Below are 16,869 nucleotides of genomic sequence, written 5' to 3' on the forward strand. Positions count from 1 at the left end.
GGGTTTGAAAGAGCGTGGGCGCTTCAGCCTTGCTGGGCAGGCTTGACCAGTCGCTGTTCCAGCTCGCGGCACGCTTGCTGGATCATCTCTTCGGTAATCTGCACTTCGCGGCCCTGGGCGTCGATCACGGAGCAAGGCAACTGCTGTGGCTGGCGGATTACTTCAATTTTGGCATCGCTGCTATTTTGCAAGGTCATGGCCTGTCTCCTCATCAGGTTGTGTACCTACTGTATAACCCCCGAGTGACCGCGCTGTTACAACTCCTTACGAGATCACCCGTTCGAACATCCAGTCCACCAGAAACCGCTAAGGATTTCCAGCCGGGCGTTAGACCGATAGCCTCTAGGGGTCAGCATCGGTGGGCATAATTAACCTGACTCATTGTTATTCGCCCAAGTTCCCCCCATGTAAGCAGGCAGGTACCAACCCTTTCCGATCAGGTGATGCCCCTCATGTTCTCAGTCCGTCAACGCCGCGCGATTCGTCTGGCCAGTCGCTTTATCGCGCCCTATCGCTGGCAGGCACTGGGTGCCCTGATGGCGCTTATCGTCACCGCCGGCATCACCTTATCCATGGGCCAGGGCATTCGCCTGCTGGTGGACCAGGGCTTCATGACACAGTCGCCGCACCTGCTCAACCAATCCATCGGCCTGTTCATGGTGTTGGTGCTGGGCTTGGCCGTGGGCACGTTTGCGCGGTTTTACCTGGTGTCGTGGATCGGTGAGCGGGTGGTGGCGGACATTCGCCGGCAGGTCTTCAACCACCTGATCTACCTGCACCCGGGTTTCTACGAAAACAACCGCAGCTCGGAAATCCAATCACGGCTGACCACCGACACCACCTTGCTGCAATCGGTGATCGGCTCGTCGCTGTCGCTGTTCCTGCGTAATGCCTTGATGGTGATCGGCGGCATCGTGCTGTTGTTCATCACTAACCCCAAGCTCACCAGCATCGTGGTGGTGGCGCTGCCGTTGGTACTGGCGCCGATCCTGATCTTCGGTCGTCGTGTACGCAGCTTGTCGCGCCTGAGCCAGGACCGTATTGCCGATGTGGGCAGCTACGTGTCCGCGACCCTCGGCCAGATCAAGACCGTGCAGGCCTATAACCATCAGGTGCAGGACGAGCAGCGCTTTGCCGTGACCGTGGAAGAGGCGTTCTCCACCGCACGCAAACGCATCGCGCAGCGCGCCTGGTTGATCACCCTGGTGATCATGCTGGTGCTGGGTGCGGTGGGCGTGATGCTCTGGGTCGGCGGCATGGACGTGATCAGCGGGCGCATTTCCGGCGGTGAGCTGGCCGCATTTGTGTTCTACAGCCTGATCGTCGGCAGCGCCGTCGGTACCCTCAGCGAAGTCCTCGGTGAATTGCAACGTGCCGCCGGTGCGGCGGAGCGCATTGGTGAGCTGTTGCAGTCGAGCAACGAGATCCAGGCGCCGGCCACGGGCAAAGTGCAGTTGCCGGAGCGTGTCAGCGGTCGCATGGAGCTGCAGGACCTGCGCTTTTCCTACCCTTCACGGCCGGACAGCTATGCCATCGACGGCTTGAGCCTGACCATCAACGCCGGCGAAACCCTGGCGCTGGTGGGCCCGTCCGGCGCGGGCAAGTCGACGATTTTTGACCTGTTGCTGCGCTTCTACGATCCGCAGCAAGGCCGCATCCTGCTGGAAGGCCAGGCGTTGACCGATCTCGATCCCCTGGACCTGCGCCGCCACTTCGCCCTGGTGTCTCAGAGCCCGGCGCTGTTTTTCGGCAGCGTTGAGGAGAACATCCGCTACGGCAACCCGACGGCCACTCGCGAGCAAGTCGAAGCCGCCGCCCGTATTGCCCACGCCCACGATTTCATCCTGCAAATGCCCGATGGCTATCAGACCCACCTCGGCGACGGCGGCATGGGCCTCTCCGGCGGCCAACGCCAACGCCTGGCGATTGCCCGCGCGTTGTTGGTAGACGCGCCGATCCTGCTGCTGGACGAAGCCACCAGCGCCCTGGATGCCCAGAGTGAACACCTGATCCAGCAAGCGTTGCCGCAGTTGATGCAAGGGCGCACCACGCTGGTCATCGCCCACCGTTTGGCGACCGTGAAGCATGCGGACCGGATTGCAGTAATGGACCAGGGCAAGCTGGTGGCGGTGGGGACGCACCAGCAGCTGATTGCGAGCAACCCGCTGTATGCGCGGTTGGCGGCGTTGCAGTTCAGTGATGGGGTTGAGGAAAGTCTCGAACACTGAATATTGGTGTCCATAAAAAATGCCCGCATCTCTCAATGCGGGCATTTTCATTTCTGCTTCAAACCTTATTGATCATCAAAGTACCGCTCATGCCAATCCACCAACGGCTGTGGCGAGTTGAGCTTCTGCCCGTAGATCACTGAATAAGACAGCACGTTCTGCACATACTGGCGGGTTTCGTCGAACGGGATGCTTTCCACCCATACGTCGAAACTCAGGTGGTCGGCGCCGCGCAGCCATTGGCGCACGCGGCCAGGGCCGGCGTTGTAGGCGGCAGAGGCGAGGACGCGGTTGCCGTTGAACTGGCTGTGCACCTGGCTCAGGTAAGCGGCGCCGAGCTGGATGTTTTTGTCCGGGTCCAGCACCTGGGCGGGGGAGGCCAGGGGGATGCTGAACTTGCGCGCGGTGTCCTTGGCGGTGCCGGGCATCAGTTGCATCAGGCCGCTGGCGCCGACGCCGGAGCGCGCGTCGTCCATGAAGGCACTTTCCTGGCGGGTGATGGCGAATACCCAGCTGGAATGCAGGCCACGGACCTTGGCTTCGCGCACCAGGGTGTCGCGGTGGGCCATCGGGAAGCGGATGTCCAGGTCATCCCAGTACTGCGCCTGGCTGATGGTGCGGATCGCCGGGAAGTACCACTTCATGTCGTAGGCCAGCTTGGCCTGGGCAACCATTTCATCACGGTTGAAGTGGCGGCTGACGTGGTACCACTCGCGGCGGCCATCCACTATCTGACCACGGGCATAGAACTCAAGGGCACGGCGCACGCCGGGGGTGTTACGCACCTTGTTGATCAGTGCCTGGCTCATCACCAACGGCTTGTTGTTCAGCTGGTACGGCGCTTTGGAGCGGTCTGCTGCGAGGAAGCCGTAGAAGTCACGCTCCCGTGACAGGTTCTTGTACAGCACCAGGGCCTGCGGGTTTTTCGGCTCGGCCAGTTCCAGGCTGCGGGCCTGCCAGTAGCGCCAGCGGTTGGTGGTGGCCAAATCCTGCGGGAGTTTGCGCGTCAGTTGGTAGGCATCTTCCCAGCGGGCCAGGCGCAACAGCAGGCGCAGGCGCCATTCGGACACGGTGTTGTCGCGCAACTCGGGGTCGTACTTGGTCATCACCTCAAGCGCGCGCGGGTCGAAGCGCTTGGCCAGGGTCAGGCCGATTTCACGGGCAATTGCCACTTTTTCGTCACGGGAGAAGTGCATGCTGCTCGCGTAACCGTCGAGCAGGGCCATGGCCTTGTCCGGGTCCTGGCGTGCCAGGCGGCGCAGGCCCAGGCCAACGGCGTCAGACATCGCCTCCGTGGCCGGCAGGAAGCGCGACGGGTCGCTGAGCATGCCGGGCTTTTGCGCGACGTCCACCATCAGGCGGCCCTGGGTACCCAGGGTCGGCAGGGTTTTTACCAGGCTGTTGGCCAGCGCGTAGTTGCGTGCTTCAGCGGCGAGTTTGGCGCGGTCCCAGATTTTTTGTTCGGTGAGTTGGCCGTCGGCGGCCCACTGGCCGAAGGTGGCATCACAGGCGGTCGGCTGGGATTTACCGGTCATCCACAGTTTTTCGGTGGTTTTGTAGCCTTCAGCCTTCAAGTTGTGGGTCAGCTGGAACTGGCCATGCAGGCAGTCCAGCTCAACGAAATTGAGCTTGGGGTCGTAGTACTTTTCAAAGGTCTGCCAGTCGCCACGGTCGGCCAACCAGCGCAACCAACGCAGTTTCATCCAGTTGGCCTGGGGCAGGTCGCCGTTTTTGGCGAGGAATTGTTCGATTTCCTCGTTGCTGGCGGTCTTCAACCGAGCGGTCAGTTCGTCGTAGGCCAGGTAGGGCGTCAGCGGGTAGTCGGCCAGGGCCTGGCTGTATTGCATGTAGGGGCCCGTATCGCCCTTGGCCAGGGCGCGTTTGGCTTCATCGTAATATTGACGTTGGGTGGTGAGGTCCACGGCCTGGGCGGATTGAACGGCGGTGGCGGAAAGAAGCAGACAAGATAAAAAGTTGAAAAGGCGACTGCGCATGAGACGTCCGTGCAGAGAAATCACGACTAGCACCGGCACCGCCGACACTGATTGCCCCTAGCTTAGCCTTTTGCCAGCGGCCGGCGAAAGCTTTGCCAGTGGGTTCGTTCAAGTTCGCCGGAAATGTCCTACAGAACGTGTCGGTAGAGAAAATGCTGGCCGCATCCCCCCCTCAAGTCAGGTAGAATGCGCGCCCAGTTTTTGGAGAAGCGTATGACCCTGCTCAAATTCAGCGATGTGTCCCTTGCTTTCGGCGCTATGCCGTTGTTGGACAAGGTGTCCTGGCAGATCGCCCGTGGTGAGCGGGTGTGCATCATCGGCCGCAATGGCACCGGCAAGTCCAGCATGATGAAGCTGGTAAAAGGCGACCAGAAGCCCGATGACGGCTCCGTATGGCGCGCCCCGGGCCTCAAGATTGGCGAATTGCCGCAGGAATTGCCAGTGGCCGACGGACGGACCGTGTTCGACGTGGTTGCCGAAGGCCTGGACGGTGTCGGTGAGTTGCTTGCGCAATACCATCACCTGGCGCAGAACTGCGTCACCGAAGCGGACCTGGACAAGCTGATGCATGTCCAGCAGGACCTCGAAGCCCGTGACGGCTGGCGCCTGCAGCAACTGGTCGACAGCACCCTGAGCCGCCTGCAATTGCCGGCCGACAAGACCCTCGCCGAGTTGTCCGGCGGCTGGCGTCGTCGTGTGCTGCTGGCCCAGGCCCTGGTGTCCGAGCCGGATCTGCTGCTGCTCGACGAGCCGACCAACCACCTGGACATCGGCGCCATCGCCTGGCTGGAAGAAGCCCTTAAGGATTTCCAGGGCGCCGTGCTGTTCATCACGCACGACCGTTCCTTCCTGCAAAACCTCGCCACGCGCATTCTTGAACTGGACCGTGGTGGCCTGATCGACTGGAACGGCGACTACGCCAGCTTCCTGGTGCACAAGGAAGCTGCGCTGTCCGCCGAAGAAACCGCCAACGCCCTGTTCGACAAGAAACTGGCCCAGGAAGAAGTCTGGATCCGCCAGGGCATCAAGGCGCGCCGCACCCGTAACGAAGGCCGCGTGCGTGCCCTCAAGGCCCTGCGCGTTGAGCGCAGCGAACGTCGCGAGCGCACCGGCAAGGCCAATATCCAGCTGGATACCGCCGATAAGTCGGGCAAGCAGGTCATGGTGCTCGAGAACGTCAGCTTCCATCACCCGGATGGCCCGTTCCTGATCAAGGACTTCTCGATGGTCCTGCAGCGCGGCGACCGTATCGGCCTGTTGGGCGCCAACGGTACCGGCAAGACCACCTTGCTCAAACTGATGCTCAATGGCCTGAAACCGACCAGCGGCACCGTGGAAGAAGGCACGCGCATCGACGTGGCCTACTTCGACCAGTTGCGCCATCAGTTGGACCTGGAAAAAACCGTGATCGATAACGTCGCCGAAGGCCGCGACTTTATCGACATCGACGGCCAGAGCCGCCACGTACTCAGCTACCTGGGCGACTTCCTGTTCAGCCCGCAGCGTGCGCGTACGCCAGTGAAAGCCTTGTCCGGTGGCGAGCGTGCGCGCCTGCTGCTGGCCAAGCTGTTCAGCAAGCCGGCCAACCTGCTGGTGCTCGACGAACCGACCAACGACCTCGACGTGGAAACCCTCGAGCTGCTGGAAGAGGTTCTGCTGACCTTCAACGGCACCGTGCTGATGGTCAGCCACGACCGGGCATTCCTCGACAACGTAGTCACCAGCACCCTGGTCTTCGAAGGTGAAGGCAAGGTGCGTGAATACGTCGGTGGTTACCAGGACTGGCTGCGCCAGGGCGGCTCGCCGCGCCTGTTGGGCGTGACAGAGAGCAAGTCCGGCAAGGCCGACCTGACCTCCGCTGTGGTGGCTCCGGTGGAAGCTGCTGCACCGGCCCAGGAAGCTGCACCGGCCGCCAAAAAGAAACTCAGCTACAAGCTGCAGCGTGAGCTGGAAGCCTTGCCGGGTGATATCGACGCCAAGGAACAGCAGATCGCAACGGTAGAAGCGGAAATGGCTGACGCGGGTTTCTACCTGCGTCCCGCGGCGGAAACCGCAAAGGTCATCGCCTCCCTGGAGACGTTGAACCAGGAGCTGGAAGTGCTGGTTGAGCGTTGGGCTGAGTTGGATGCCTGATTGACTTTTGCGCAATAAAAAAGCCCGGCGCTCTTGTATGAGCGCCGGGCTTTTTCATATGAAATGCGCTTCAAATGTGGGAGGGGGCAAGCCGAATCGTCGCACCGCCCTTCCCACATTTGGTCTTCAGCGTCTTTAAGTATTTTTAACCAGTTTCACCGCCAACACATCGCACGGCGCACCGTGCAGCACATCATTGGCAGTAGAGCCCAGCAGCAACGCCAAACCGTGACGGCCATGGCTGCCGACCACAATCAGGTCGCAATGCTGTTCCTTGGCCAGGTGATGGATTTCCTGGCGGGGCTGGCCGTAGGTGAGGTGGGAATTTTCCTTGGTCACTTCGGGGTATTTGACGATCAAGCGGTCAAGGCGCTCCTTGGCCTGGTCGAACTGTTGTTGCTGCAATTGGGAAAGGTCCATGGGCACGTCGCCGCCAAAGGCCATGGCCATGGGCTCCACGATATGCACCAGGGACAGTTTCGCGCCGCTGGCGACGGCGAAGGCACGGGCGCGCTTGATCACTGGATCGCACTCTTCGGTCAGGTCTACGGCGACCAGAATATGTTCGTAGGACATGGGGCGTTCCTCCAGGGGACTGCAATAGATTCAGTATGGCTGCTTTCAAGCGGATAGGGTTGTGTCAGGTCAAATCCGCTCATCAGAAAAATCGGGAGTACACATATGACGGTCTGGATAGTGGTGTCAATCCTTGTCGTGGTTCTGAGCCCTCTGGCATGGCTGCGTCCATCGCGCCATCAGAGCGGGCGCATGGCCCTGCGCATGGAGGCACGCCGCATCGGCCTGGCCATGCAACTGGCGCCCCAGGAGTGGCCGCACTGGCTCAAGCAAGAGCCGCCGAGCCCGTGTGCGCAGTACTGTCGGCCTCGACGCGGCAGCACGCCGGCCGTTTGGAGTTACTGGCAACTGGAGCCGGGCGTGTGGGTCAATCAGTGGCGCGAAGTGTGTGTCGATGAGAAGTTGTTGCCGCATTTTGCAACGCTGCCGGCGAATGTCTACAAGGTCGAGGCTGACAAGCAAATGATCGCCCTTTACTGGGGCGAGAAGGGCGAGGCGAGCGACCTGCTGGCCATTGATAAATTGCTCAAGGCCCTGGCCTGATGCTTCGGTGTTAAACGCCAGGCAATAAAAAGCCCGAAAGCATCATCGGGCTGGAGTTGGCCAGGCAGGCCGGTAAATCTGTGTTTCCCGCGTCGGATGTTCATCCAGGCGCGTTACGGTTGTCGCTAGCCTAGCGGCATATCCCGATCTGTACAGCGGTTTCCCCTATCTTTTTCATTATTGATTTCGTGAATAGTTGAATATTGACGAATCGCGGGCCTGGCCGTGGGGTTCTGAAATGACTGGAAAGTCGCGTTTTTCCTAGCGCTTTCGAGCGATTGACAATTGCTCGGAATTGGATGAAGGTGGCGTACCCAAATCAAACGGGCGTATGAATTGAGCGTTTGTCTGTCAGACCGCTCATACAGAACCCCGACTATCGCATTGGCGGGTGTGCCTGGCGGATTGGCCTGAGCATTGACGAAATTATCAATGTCCAAGCATAGGCCAGCGTCCAATGTGTACTGTTCAGCTTCCATATCGTGGAGATCAGTTGATGATTTACGAAGGTAAAGCCATCACGGTTAAGGCTCTTGAAAGTGGCATCGTCGAACTGAAGTTCGACCTCAAGGGTGAGTCCGTCAACAAGTTCAACCGTCTAACCCTGAACGAACTGCGTCAGGCCGTAGACACCATCAAGGCTGAGGCATCGATCAAAGGCGTGATCGTCTCCAGCGGCAAGGACGTGTTCATCGTCGGCGCTGACATCACCGAATTCGTCGACAACTTCAAGCTGCCCGATGCCGAGCTGGTGGCTGGCAACCTCGAAGCCAACAAGATTTTCAGCGATTTCGAAGACCTCAACGTACCGACCGTTGCCGCGATCAATGGCATCGCGCTGGGCGGCGGCCTGGAAATGTGCCTGGCGGCGGACTTCCGCGTCATGGCGGCCACTGCCAAAATCGGTCTGCCTGAAGTCAAACTGGGCATCTACCCAGGCTTCGGCGGCACCGTGCGCCTGCCGCGCATCATTGGTGCCGACAACGCCATCGAGTGGATTGCCGCCGGTAAGGAAAACCGTGCTGATGACGCGCTGAAAGTCGGTGCCGTCGACGCTGTGGTGGCTCCGGACAAACTGGCCGAAGCCGCGCTGAACCTGATCAAGGGCGCCATCAGTGGCGAATTTGACTACAAGGCCAAGCGTCAGCCGAAGCTGGAAAAACTCAAGCTCAACGCCATCGAACAAATGATGTCGTTCGAAACCGCCAAGGGTTTCGTGGCTGGCCAGGCCGGCCCGAACTACCCGGCGCCGGTTGAAGCGATCAAGACCATCCAGAAGGCCGCGAACTTCGGTCGCGACAAAGCCCTGGAAGTGGAAGCTGCGGGCTTCGTCAAACTGGCCAAGACCTCGGCGGCCCAGAGCCTGATCGGCCTGTTCCTGAACGACCAGGAACTGAAGAAAAAGGCCAAGGCCTACGACGAAATCGCCAAGGACGTGAAGCAGGCTGCCGTTCTCGGCGCCGGTATCATGGGCGGCGGTATCGCCTATCAGTCGGCGTCTAAAGGCACGCCGATCCTGATGAAGGACATCAACGAGCACGGGATCGAACAGGGCCTGGCCGAAGCCGCCAAGCTGCTGGTTGGCCGCGTTGATAAAGGTCGCATGACGGCTGCGAAGATGGCTGAAGTGCTTAACGGCATCCGTCCTACGCTGTCCTACGGCGATTTCGGCCATGTCGACCTGGTGGTCGAAGCGGTTGTCGAGAATCCGAAGGTCAAGCAGGCGGTACTGGCTGAAGTTGAAGGCCACGTTAAAGACGACACCATCCTGGCGTCTAACACCTCGACCATTTCCATTTCGCTGCTGGCCAAGGCCCTCAAGCGTCCGGAAAACTTCGTCGGCATGCACTTCTTCAACCCGGTGCACATGATGCCGCTGGTGGAAGTGATCCGTGGCGAGAAGTCCAGCGAGCTGGCGATTGCCACCACCGTTGCCTACGCCAAGAAAATGGGCAAGAACCCGATCGTGGTCAACGACTGCCCAGGCTTCCTGGTCAACCGCGTGCTGTTCCCGTACTTCGGCGGTTTCGCCAAGCTGGTGAGTGCCGGTGTGGACTTCGTGCGCATCGACAAGGTCATGGAAAAATTCGGCTGGCCAATGGGCCCGGCGTACCTGATGGACGTGGTCGGCATCGACACCGGCCACCACGGTCGTGACGTGATGGCTGAAGGCTTCCCGGACCGCATGAAAGACGACCGCCGCTCCGCGATCGACGCGCTCTACGAGGCCAAGCGCCTGGGCCAGAAGAACGGCAAAGGCTTCTACGCCTACGAGGCGGACAAGAAGGGCAAGCAGAAGAAAGTGGCCGACCCTTCGGTGCACGAAGTACTCGCGCCGGTCATCTACGAGCAGCGTGAGGTGTCCGACGAGGACATCATCAACTGGATGATGATCGCCCTGTGCCTGGAAACCGTGCGTTGCCTGGAAGACGGCATCGTTGAAACCGCCGCCGAAGCCGATATGGGCCTGGTGTACGGTATTGGTTTCCCTCCGTTCCGTGGTGGTGCACTGCGTTACATCGACTCGATCGGTGTGGCCGAGTTCGTTGCCCTGGCTGATCAATACGCTGATTTGGGCCCGCTGTACCACCCGACCGCGAAGCTGCGTGAAATGGCCAAAAACGGCCAGAGCTTCTTCGGTTAAGCGCCCAGACGACTAGAGCGAGAATATTTATGAGCTTGAATCCAAGAGACGTGGTGATTGTCGACTTCGGTCGCACACCGATGGGCCGCTCCAAGGGCGGCATGCACCGCAACACCCGTGCCGAAGACATGTCGGCGCACCTGATCAGCAAGCTGCTGGAACGCAACGTCAAGGTCGACCCGAACGAAGTCGAAGACGTGATCTGGGGCTGCGTCAACCAGACCCTGGAGCAGGGCTGGAACATCGCGCGCATGGCGTCGCTGATGACGCAGATCCCGCACACGGCCGCCGGCCAGACCGTCAGCCGCCTGTGTGGCTCGTCCATGAGCGCGCTGCACACCGCCGCCCAGGCGATCATGACCGGTAACGGTGACGTGTTCGTCGTCGGTGGCGTGGAGCACATGGGCCACGTCAGCATGATGCACGGTGTCGATCCGAACCCGCATATGTCGCTGTACGCGGCAAAAGCCTCGGGCATGATGGGCCTGACCGCGGAAATGCTCGGCAAGATGCATGGCATTACCCGTGAAGCCCAGGACGCGTTCGGCGTGCGTTCCCACCAGCTCGCCCACAAGGCGACCGTGGAAGGCAAGTTCAAGGATGAAATCATCCCGATGAACGGCTACGACGAGAACGGTTTCCTCAAGCTGTTCGACTACGACGAAACCATTCGTCCGGATACCACTCTGGAAAGCCTGGCGGCCCTCAAGCCTGCCTTCAATCCGAAGGGCGGCACCGTGACCGCCGGCACTTCGTCGCAAATCACCGATGGCGCTTCGTGCATGATCGTGATGTCGGCTCAGCGTGCCCAGGACCTGGGTATCCAGCCGCTGGCGGTGATTCGCTCGATGGCTGTGGCGGGTGTGGACCCGGCAATCATGGGCTATGGTCCAGTACCGGCGACACAAAAAGCCTTGAAGCGCGCAGGCCTGACTATCTCCGATATCGACTTCTTCGAGCTCAACGAAGCTTTCGCCGCACAGGCCCTGCCGGTGTTGAAAGATCTGAAAGTGCTCGACAAGATGAATGAGAAGGTTAACCTGCACGGCGGTGCGATTGCCCTGGGCCACCCATTTGGTTGCTCCGGTGCACGTATTTCCGGCACTTTGCTGAACGTGATGAAGCAAAATGGCGGTAACCTTGGGGTTGCAACCATGTGCATTGGTCTCGGCCAAGGCATTTCCACCGTCTTCGAACGCGTCTAAGCGTTGAGTTGACGGAAGCCGGGGCCCAGTGCCCCGGTTTTTGTTTTTTGGAATTTTTAATATTTTTTTTCAACAAATTTTGTAAGGGGGCCAGAGCATGAAAGTCGAACCAGGGCTCTACCAGCATTATAAAGGTCCGCAGTACCGCGTTTTCAGCGTGGCACGGCATTCCGAGACCGAAGAGGAAGTGGTGTTTTACCAAGCACTGTATGGCGATTACGGCTTTTGGGTGCGCCCCTTGAGCATGTTCCTGGAGACCGTCGAAGTTGACGGTGAGCAGGTCCCGCGCTTTGCTTTGGTCCAGGCCGAACCCAGCCTTTTTTCAGGGCAATAACGGCAGGTCGCGCAGAATGCTGCGCTTGACCTCACCTTGTTGCCACTATATATAGCGTTGCCGCGTCAGGCGCCAACTGCCTTTCACTTCTCGAATTCAGGAATTTTCCGATCCATGGGCAAATCGCTGGTCATTGTGGAATCCCCGGCTAAGGCCAAGACCATCAACAAGTACTTGGGCAACGAGTACGTGGTGAAGTCGAGTATCGGCCATATCCGAGACCTGCCCACCAGCGGTTCGGCTAGCGCCAGCAAGGAGCCTGCCGCCAAGCGCGGCAAGGCGGCTGCGGGCGAAGGTCCGGTGCTCACGCCTAAAGAGAAAGCGCGCAAGCAGCTGGTCTCGCGCATGGGTGTGGACCCGGATCATGGCTGGAAGGCCAAGTACGAAATCCTTCCGGGCAAGGAAAAGGTCATCGAAGAGCTGCGCCGGCTCGCCAAAGATGCCGACACCATCTATCTCGCAACGGACTTGGACCGCGAAGGGGAAGCCATTGCCTGGCACCTGCGGGAAGCCATCGGCGGTGATGACAGCCGCTACAAGCGTGTGGTGTTCAACGAAATCACCAAGAAAGCCATCCAGGAAGCCTTCTCCAAGCCGGGCGAGCTGGATATCGACCGTGTCAACGCCCAGCAGGCCCGCCGTTTCCTCGACCGCGTCGTGGGTTATATGGTCTCGCCGCTGCTGTGGGCCAAGATCGCCCGTGGCCTCTCCGCCGGCCGTGTGCAATCGGTAGCGGTCAAGCTGGTGGTGGAGCGTGAGCGTGAGATCCGTGCGTTCAACCCCGAGGAATATTGGGAAGTTCACGCCGACCTGGGCACTGCCAAGGGCGCCAACGTGCGCTTCGAAGTGGCCCGTGAGAAAGGCGAGGCGTTCAAGCCGCTTAACGAAGCCCAGGCCATGGCCGCGCTGGAGAAGCTCAAGGCCTCCAGCTACAGCATCGTCAAGCGCGAAGATAAACCGACCAGCAGCAAGCCGTCGGCACCGTTCATCACGTCCACCCTGCAACAGGCCGCGAGCAACCGCCTGGGCTTCGGTGTGAAGAAAACCATGATGATGGCCCAGCGTCTGTACGAAGCCGGCTACATCACTTACATGCGTACCGACTCCACCAACCTGTCGCAAGACGCGGTGGCAATGGCGCGTACCTATATTGAAAGCGAATTCGGCAAGAAGTACCTGCCGGAGAAGCCGAACGTCTACAGCAGCAAAGAAGGCGCCCAGGAGGCTCACGAAGCGATTCGTCCTTCCGATGCCAACACCGAGCCAAGCAAGCTGAGCGGCATGGAACGCGACGCTGAGCGCCTCTACGAGCTGATCTGGCGCCAGTTCCTGGCTTGCCAGATGCTACCGGCGCAATACCTGTCCACCACTGTCAGCGTCGGCGCTGGCGACTTCGAGCTGCGCGCCAAGGGCCGTATCCTCAAGTTCGATGGCTACACCCGCGTGATGCCGCAGATCGCCAAGCCCGGCGACGACGATGTGCTGCCGGACATGGCCCAGGGCGACACGTTGAAGCTGATCAAACTCGACCCGTCCCAGCACTTCACCAAGCCGCCGGCGCGTTATTCGGAAGCCAGCCTGGTGAAAGAGATGGAGAAACGCGGTATCGGTCGTCCTTCGACCTACGCGGCGATTATCTCCACCATTCAGGACCGTGGCTACGTCGCGCTGCACAACCGTCGTTTCTATTCGGAAAAGATGGGCGACATCGTCACCGAACGCTTGTCCGAGAGCTTCTCCAACCTGATGGATTACGGCTTTACCGCCGGTATGGAAGAGAACCTCGATGACGTGGCCCAGGGCGAGCGCGACTGGAAAAACGTGCTCGACGAGTTTTACGGCGACTTCAAGAAAAAACTCGAAGTGGCCGAAAGCCCTGAGAGCGGCATGCGTGCCAACCAGCCGGTGATGACCGACATCCCATGCTTGACCTGCGGTCGCCCGATGCAGATTCGTACTGCGTCCACTGGCGTGTTCCTCGGTTGCTCGGGCTACAGCCTGCCACCGAAAGAGCGCTGCAAGGCGACAGTCAACCTGGTGCCGGGCGATGAAATTGCGGCAGACGACGAGGGTGAGTCCGAGTCGCTGGTACTGCGTGGCAAGCACCGCTGCCCCATCTGCAGCACGGCGATGGACGCCTACCTGCTGGACGAGAAGCACAAGTTGCACATCTGCGGTAACAACCCGGATTGCGACGGCTACGAGATCGAAGAGGGCAGCTACCGCATCAAGGGCTACGAAGGCCCGAGCCTGGAATGCGACAAGTGCGGCAGCGAGATGCAGCTCAAGACCGGCCGCTTCGGCAAGTTCTTCGGTTGCACCAACCCGACCTGCAAGAACACGCGCAAACTGCTGAAAAGCGGTGACGCGGCCCCGCCCAAGATGGACCCGGTGAAGATGCCGGAACTCAAGTGCGAGAAGGTCAACGACACCTACATCCTGCGTGACGGTGCTTCGGGGTTGTTCCTGGCGGCCAGCCAGTTCCCGAAAAACCGCGAGACCCGAGCGCCGTTGGTGCTGGAGATCGTGCCGCACAAGGACGAGATCGATCCGAAGTACCACTTCCTGTGTGAAGCGCCAAAGAAGGACCCGGATGGTCGCCCAGCCGTGATCCGCTATAGCCGCAAGACCAAGGAGCAGTACGTGCAGACCGAAGTGGACGGCAAGCCTACCGGCTGGAAAGCGTTCTACGACGGTGGCAAGTGGAAGGTCGAGGACAAGCGCCAGGGGGCTTGATCCGTCGGATGCGCTGAAGGTCCAGTGTGGGAGGGGGCTTGCCCCGATAGCGGTATATCAGTCGACATGTGTATGACTGATGCTCCGCTATCGGGGGCAAGCCCCCTCCCACATTTGGATCTGTCTGGATCTGAAAGTCGAGTTTTGACCCGCATAAGCAGCGGTTTATTGCACTTGCAGTAGGCTCGGCTGATCCGTGACACTGTTCAGCCAGCATCACGCTTATTCGTTGTGGAGATTGCCGTTATGGCCAACGAACTCTATACCCGTACCAACCAGAAAATTTACTTCGCGGGTTTGTCCCTGGAAGCCCTTGGCCGTGCCGAGGAAGGGAAGGAGATGAACGCGATTGCGCTGGTTCAGGCCGGGCGTGAAGCGGCATTGTTCCACTTGTATGGTGCGTTACTGGGCTTGTGCCATGAGATCGCCGGGTTCTACCGCTTGCCTCAGGCCGGTTCGCCCCGTGCGGAAATGATCATGAACCGTGAAGTGCTGGAAAGCATGGCGATCCCTGAGCTGGCTGAGCTGGTGGAAATGACCCAGAGCCCCGACAGCTGGGTCGCGCGTCTGCTCAAGGCCCATGCGGACATGTTCCAGCCGCCACGCATTCCCCATGTACCTAAGGGCGACGTCACTCAACCGTTGATCGTAGCGGTAGCGCTGGAAGAGGAAGAACCCAAGCCCCTGAGCCGGGAGGAGCTGGAAGGCTGGCGTCAGGAGCTGAAAAAGATGGCGTTGCGCTTTCGTGAAGGTTTGAACGAGTGCTGAACGTTGGTCGGATTCACGGCACCGTTCATCAAGCCGTAAAGAAACCTCTTCAGATCCTCAACGAAGCCGGGAGGATGACTGATATAATCCCGGCCTTTCGTGGAGAACAGACTTTTATGCCGACGTCCTTTCTGGAAATTGTTGAGTTGCCTGACGGCCGAATCGAGCTGCGCCGGGCTGAGGACGAAGGTTCTCTGGTTATTCTGGATTTTTCCGAGGACGCCAAGGTGTTCCTGCAGGGTCAGCACGTGGAAGTGGCAAAAGCCATGTTGAGCGTTGGTGTGCAGATGGCAGGTCGCCTGGCAGAAGGCGAACCGGAGAAAGAAGACGGCCCGCGCGTTCTTCACTGAGTTTGGCAAGTGGGTTCGCTGTTGTGGCAAGCCCGCTCACCACAACAGGCCCCCTCTAAAGGGATAGCCTGCGGCGCACCGAATTACCCCAATCGAATATTCAAGCTCTGCGCATCGCCTGTACGTGCAGCGCTGATCAGCTGTGCCTTGGCAGTGGCATTCAGCGGGTTGAGCCAGCTGACCACGGTGTGGCTACGGCCCAGGCGCAACGCTTCACAGGTCAGTTGCTGAGCGCTTTGCGTGCCACGTGGCTGCAGCAACAGGATGCGCTCGCGGTTAAGGCCTGCGTCCCGCAGCCAAGCCTGGGTCAGGCTGGCGGGCGGGGCGATCAGCGTCAACCAGCGTGCATCCTGTTCTTCGCTCAGGTCGCGAAGGATCGGCGCCAGCAGACTCAGGCAGCTCCCGGCCGCACCGCGCAACGACAGTTCACTGAACGCCTCAGGTTCGGCGCTCCAGGGCGCCTCGACCGTTTCCTTGAGGATGGGCGCAAGGGGTTGGGCCATAAAGGCCTCGAACAGCGACAGTTGTGTGTGTTGGGGTGTGTGCACGAGCTGCATGATGCCTCCTTTAGCGGCGAATGACGCCGACGCTCAGGCCTTCGATCACCAGGTCCTGATCTTTCAGGTTCACTTCAATCGGGGCGAACTCAGGGTTCTCGGCCAGGAGCCAGACCTTGCTGCCTTCGCGCTTGAAGCGTTTGACGGTGACTTCATCGCCGATACGGGCGACGACGATCTGGCCATTACGGGCTTCGCGGGTAGTATGGACGGCCAGCAGGTCGCCATCGAAAATGCCCACGTCCTTCATGCTCATGCCATGTACCCGCAACAGGTAGTCGGCACGCGGATGGAAGAAGGTCGGGTTGATGTTGCAGGATTCCTCGACGTGCTGCTGCGCCAGGATCGGCGCACCGGCGGCTACGCGACCGATGATTGGCAGTGTCGATTCGTCGGCCTTGGCTTCAAAGCCAGGGATACGGATGCCCCGCGAAGCACCCGGGGTCATCTCGATCGCGCCTTTGCGAGCGAGGGCCTTGAGGTGTTCTTCGGCGGCGTTGGGGGACTTGAATCCCAGTTCCAGCGCTATTTCCGCTCGCGTCGGCGGATAGCCGTTGTCATCGAGGCAGCGCTTGATAAAAGCCAGAATCTCAGCTTGGCGTGGCGTCAGTTTTAGCATGTTGATCGCTCTGTCTTTTTATACAGTGACTGGGATTATATACAGTGAACTGCGCTTGGCAATCATCCTTTTCTACGACGCCGCCGGACGGTCATTCGTTAGCTGTCCTACAAGGCAGAGATGGCACTGCCTACAGACCTGGGAGTCTGTGATTAAATAGCGATGAAATAGATGACTGCCCG

Annotated in this window: 14 protein-coding genes; 9 read left to right on the forward strand and 5 right to left on the reverse strand. The window is 59.9% G+C overall.

Annotation, left to right across the window (positions count from 1 at the left end; genetic code table 11):
* Positions 1-23: 23 nt before the first annotated feature.
* Complete coding sequence (locus HCF10_RS18285) at positions 24-197, reverse strand: PA1571 family protein (RefSeq protein WP_053136589.1); 174 nt, start codon at positions 195-197, stop codon at positions 24-26.
* A 246-nt stretch (positions 198-443) separates the two neighbouring features.
* On the opposite strand from HCF10_RS18285, the gene HCF10_RS18290 reads away from it, so the two are divergent.
* Complete coding sequence (locus HCF10_RS18290; RefSeq protein ID WP_167656109.1) at positions 444-2,228, forward strand: ABC transporter transmembrane domain-containing protein; 1,785 nt, start codon at positions 444-446, stop codon at positions 2,226-2,228.
* A gap of 65 nt (positions 2,229-2,293) precedes the next feature.
* Here HCF10_RS18290 and HCF10_RS18295 read toward each other — a convergent pair whose 3' ends face one another.
* Positions 2,294-4,222, reverse strand: a complete 1,929-nt coding sequence (locus HCF10_RS18295) for a transglycosylase SLT domain-containing protein (protein WP_167656110.1) — start codon at positions 4,220-4,222, stop codon at positions 2,294-2,296.
* A 213-nt stretch (positions 4,223-4,435) separates the two neighbouring features.
* Between HCF10_RS18295 and HCF10_RS18300 the strand changes: the two genes are divergently transcribed.
* Positions 4,436-6,355, forward strand: a complete 1,920-nt coding sequence (locus HCF10_RS18300; protein ID WP_131698935.1) for an ATP-binding cassette domain-containing protein — start codon at positions 4,436-4,438, stop codon at positions 6,353-6,355.
* Between the two features lie 135 nt (positions 6,356-6,490).
* Here the strand turns inward: HCF10_RS18300 and HCF10_RS18305 are convergent, their stop codons facing one another.
* Entirely contained in the window at positions 6,491-6,931 is a 441-nt protein-coding gene (locus HCF10_RS18305) for a universal stress protein (RefSeq protein WP_131698936.1), read from the reverse strand.
* Between the two features lie 105 nt (positions 6,932-7,036).
* Between HCF10_RS18305 and HCF10_RS18310 the strand changes: the two genes are divergently transcribed.
* From HCF10_RS18310 to HCF10_RS18340, 7 genes are all read left to right on the forward strand, one after another.
* Positions 7,037-7,474, forward strand: coding sequence for a hypothetical protein (locus tag HCF10_RS18310; protein ID WP_131698937.1), 438 nt, complete (start codon positions 7,037-7,039; stop codon positions 7,472-7,474).
* Between the two features lie 496 nt (positions 7,475-7,970).
* A complete protein-coding gene (gene fadB / locus HCF10_RS18315; RefSeq protein WP_167656111.1) occupies positions 7,971-10,118 on the forward strand; it encodes a fatty acid oxidation complex subunit alpha FadB in 2,148 nt (715 codons plus the stop codon).
* 29 nt (positions 10,119-10,147) lie between these two features.
* A complete protein-coding gene (gene fadA / locus HCF10_RS18320; RefSeq protein WP_026136849.1) occupies positions 10,148-11,323 on the forward strand; it encodes an acetyl-CoA C-acyltransferase FadA in 1,176 nt (391 codons plus the stop codon).
* A 97-nt stretch (positions 11,324-11,420) separates the two neighbouring features.
* Complete coding sequence (locus HCF10_RS18325) at positions 11,421-11,657, forward strand: DUF1653 domain-containing protein (RefSeq protein ID WP_010212074.1); 237 nt, start codon at positions 11,421-11,423, stop codon at positions 11,655-11,657.
* A gap of 114 nt (positions 11,658-11,771) precedes the next feature.
* Positions 11,772-14,393 (forward strand): type I DNA topoisomerase, encoded by a 2,622-nt coding sequence (gene topA, locus HCF10_RS18330; RefSeq protein WP_027604240.1) that lies wholly within the window; start codon positions 11,772-11,774, stop codon positions 14,391-14,393.
* A 246-nt stretch (positions 14,394-14,639) separates the two neighbouring features.
* Positions 14,640-15,161, forward strand: a complete 522-nt coding sequence (locus HCF10_RS18335; RefSeq protein WP_167656112.1) for a DUF6586 family protein — start codon at positions 14,640-14,642, stop codon at positions 15,159-15,161.
* Between the two features lie 116 nt (positions 15,162-15,277).
* Entirely contained in the window at positions 15,278-15,511 is a 234-nt protein-coding gene (locus HCF10_RS18340) for a hypothetical protein (RefSeq protein WP_010212068.1), read from the forward strand.
* A gap of 83 nt (positions 15,512-15,594) precedes the next feature.
* Here the strand turns inward: HCF10_RS18340 and sulA are convergent, their stop codons facing one another.
* Both sulA and lexA read right to left on the reverse strand, forming a co-directional pair.
* Entirely contained in the window at positions 15,595-16,068 is a 474-nt protein-coding gene (sulA, locus tag HCF10_RS18345; RefSeq protein WP_131698941.1) for an SOS-induced cell division inhibitor SulA, read from the reverse strand.
* Between the two features lie 10 nt (positions 16,069-16,078).
* Positions 16,079-16,687, reverse strand: a complete 609-nt coding sequence (lexA, locus tag HCF10_RS18350; RefSeq protein ID WP_003172575.1) for a transcriptional repressor LexA — start codon at positions 16,685-16,687, stop codon at positions 16,079-16,081.
* Positions 16,688-16,869 lie beyond the last annotated feature (182 nt).

The sequence above is a fragment of the Pseudomonas sp. B14(2022) genome (assembly GCF_012030485.1).
Taxonomy (GTDB): domain Bacteria; phylum Pseudomonadota; class Gammaproteobacteria; order Pseudomonadales; family Pseudomonadaceae; genus Aquipseudomonas.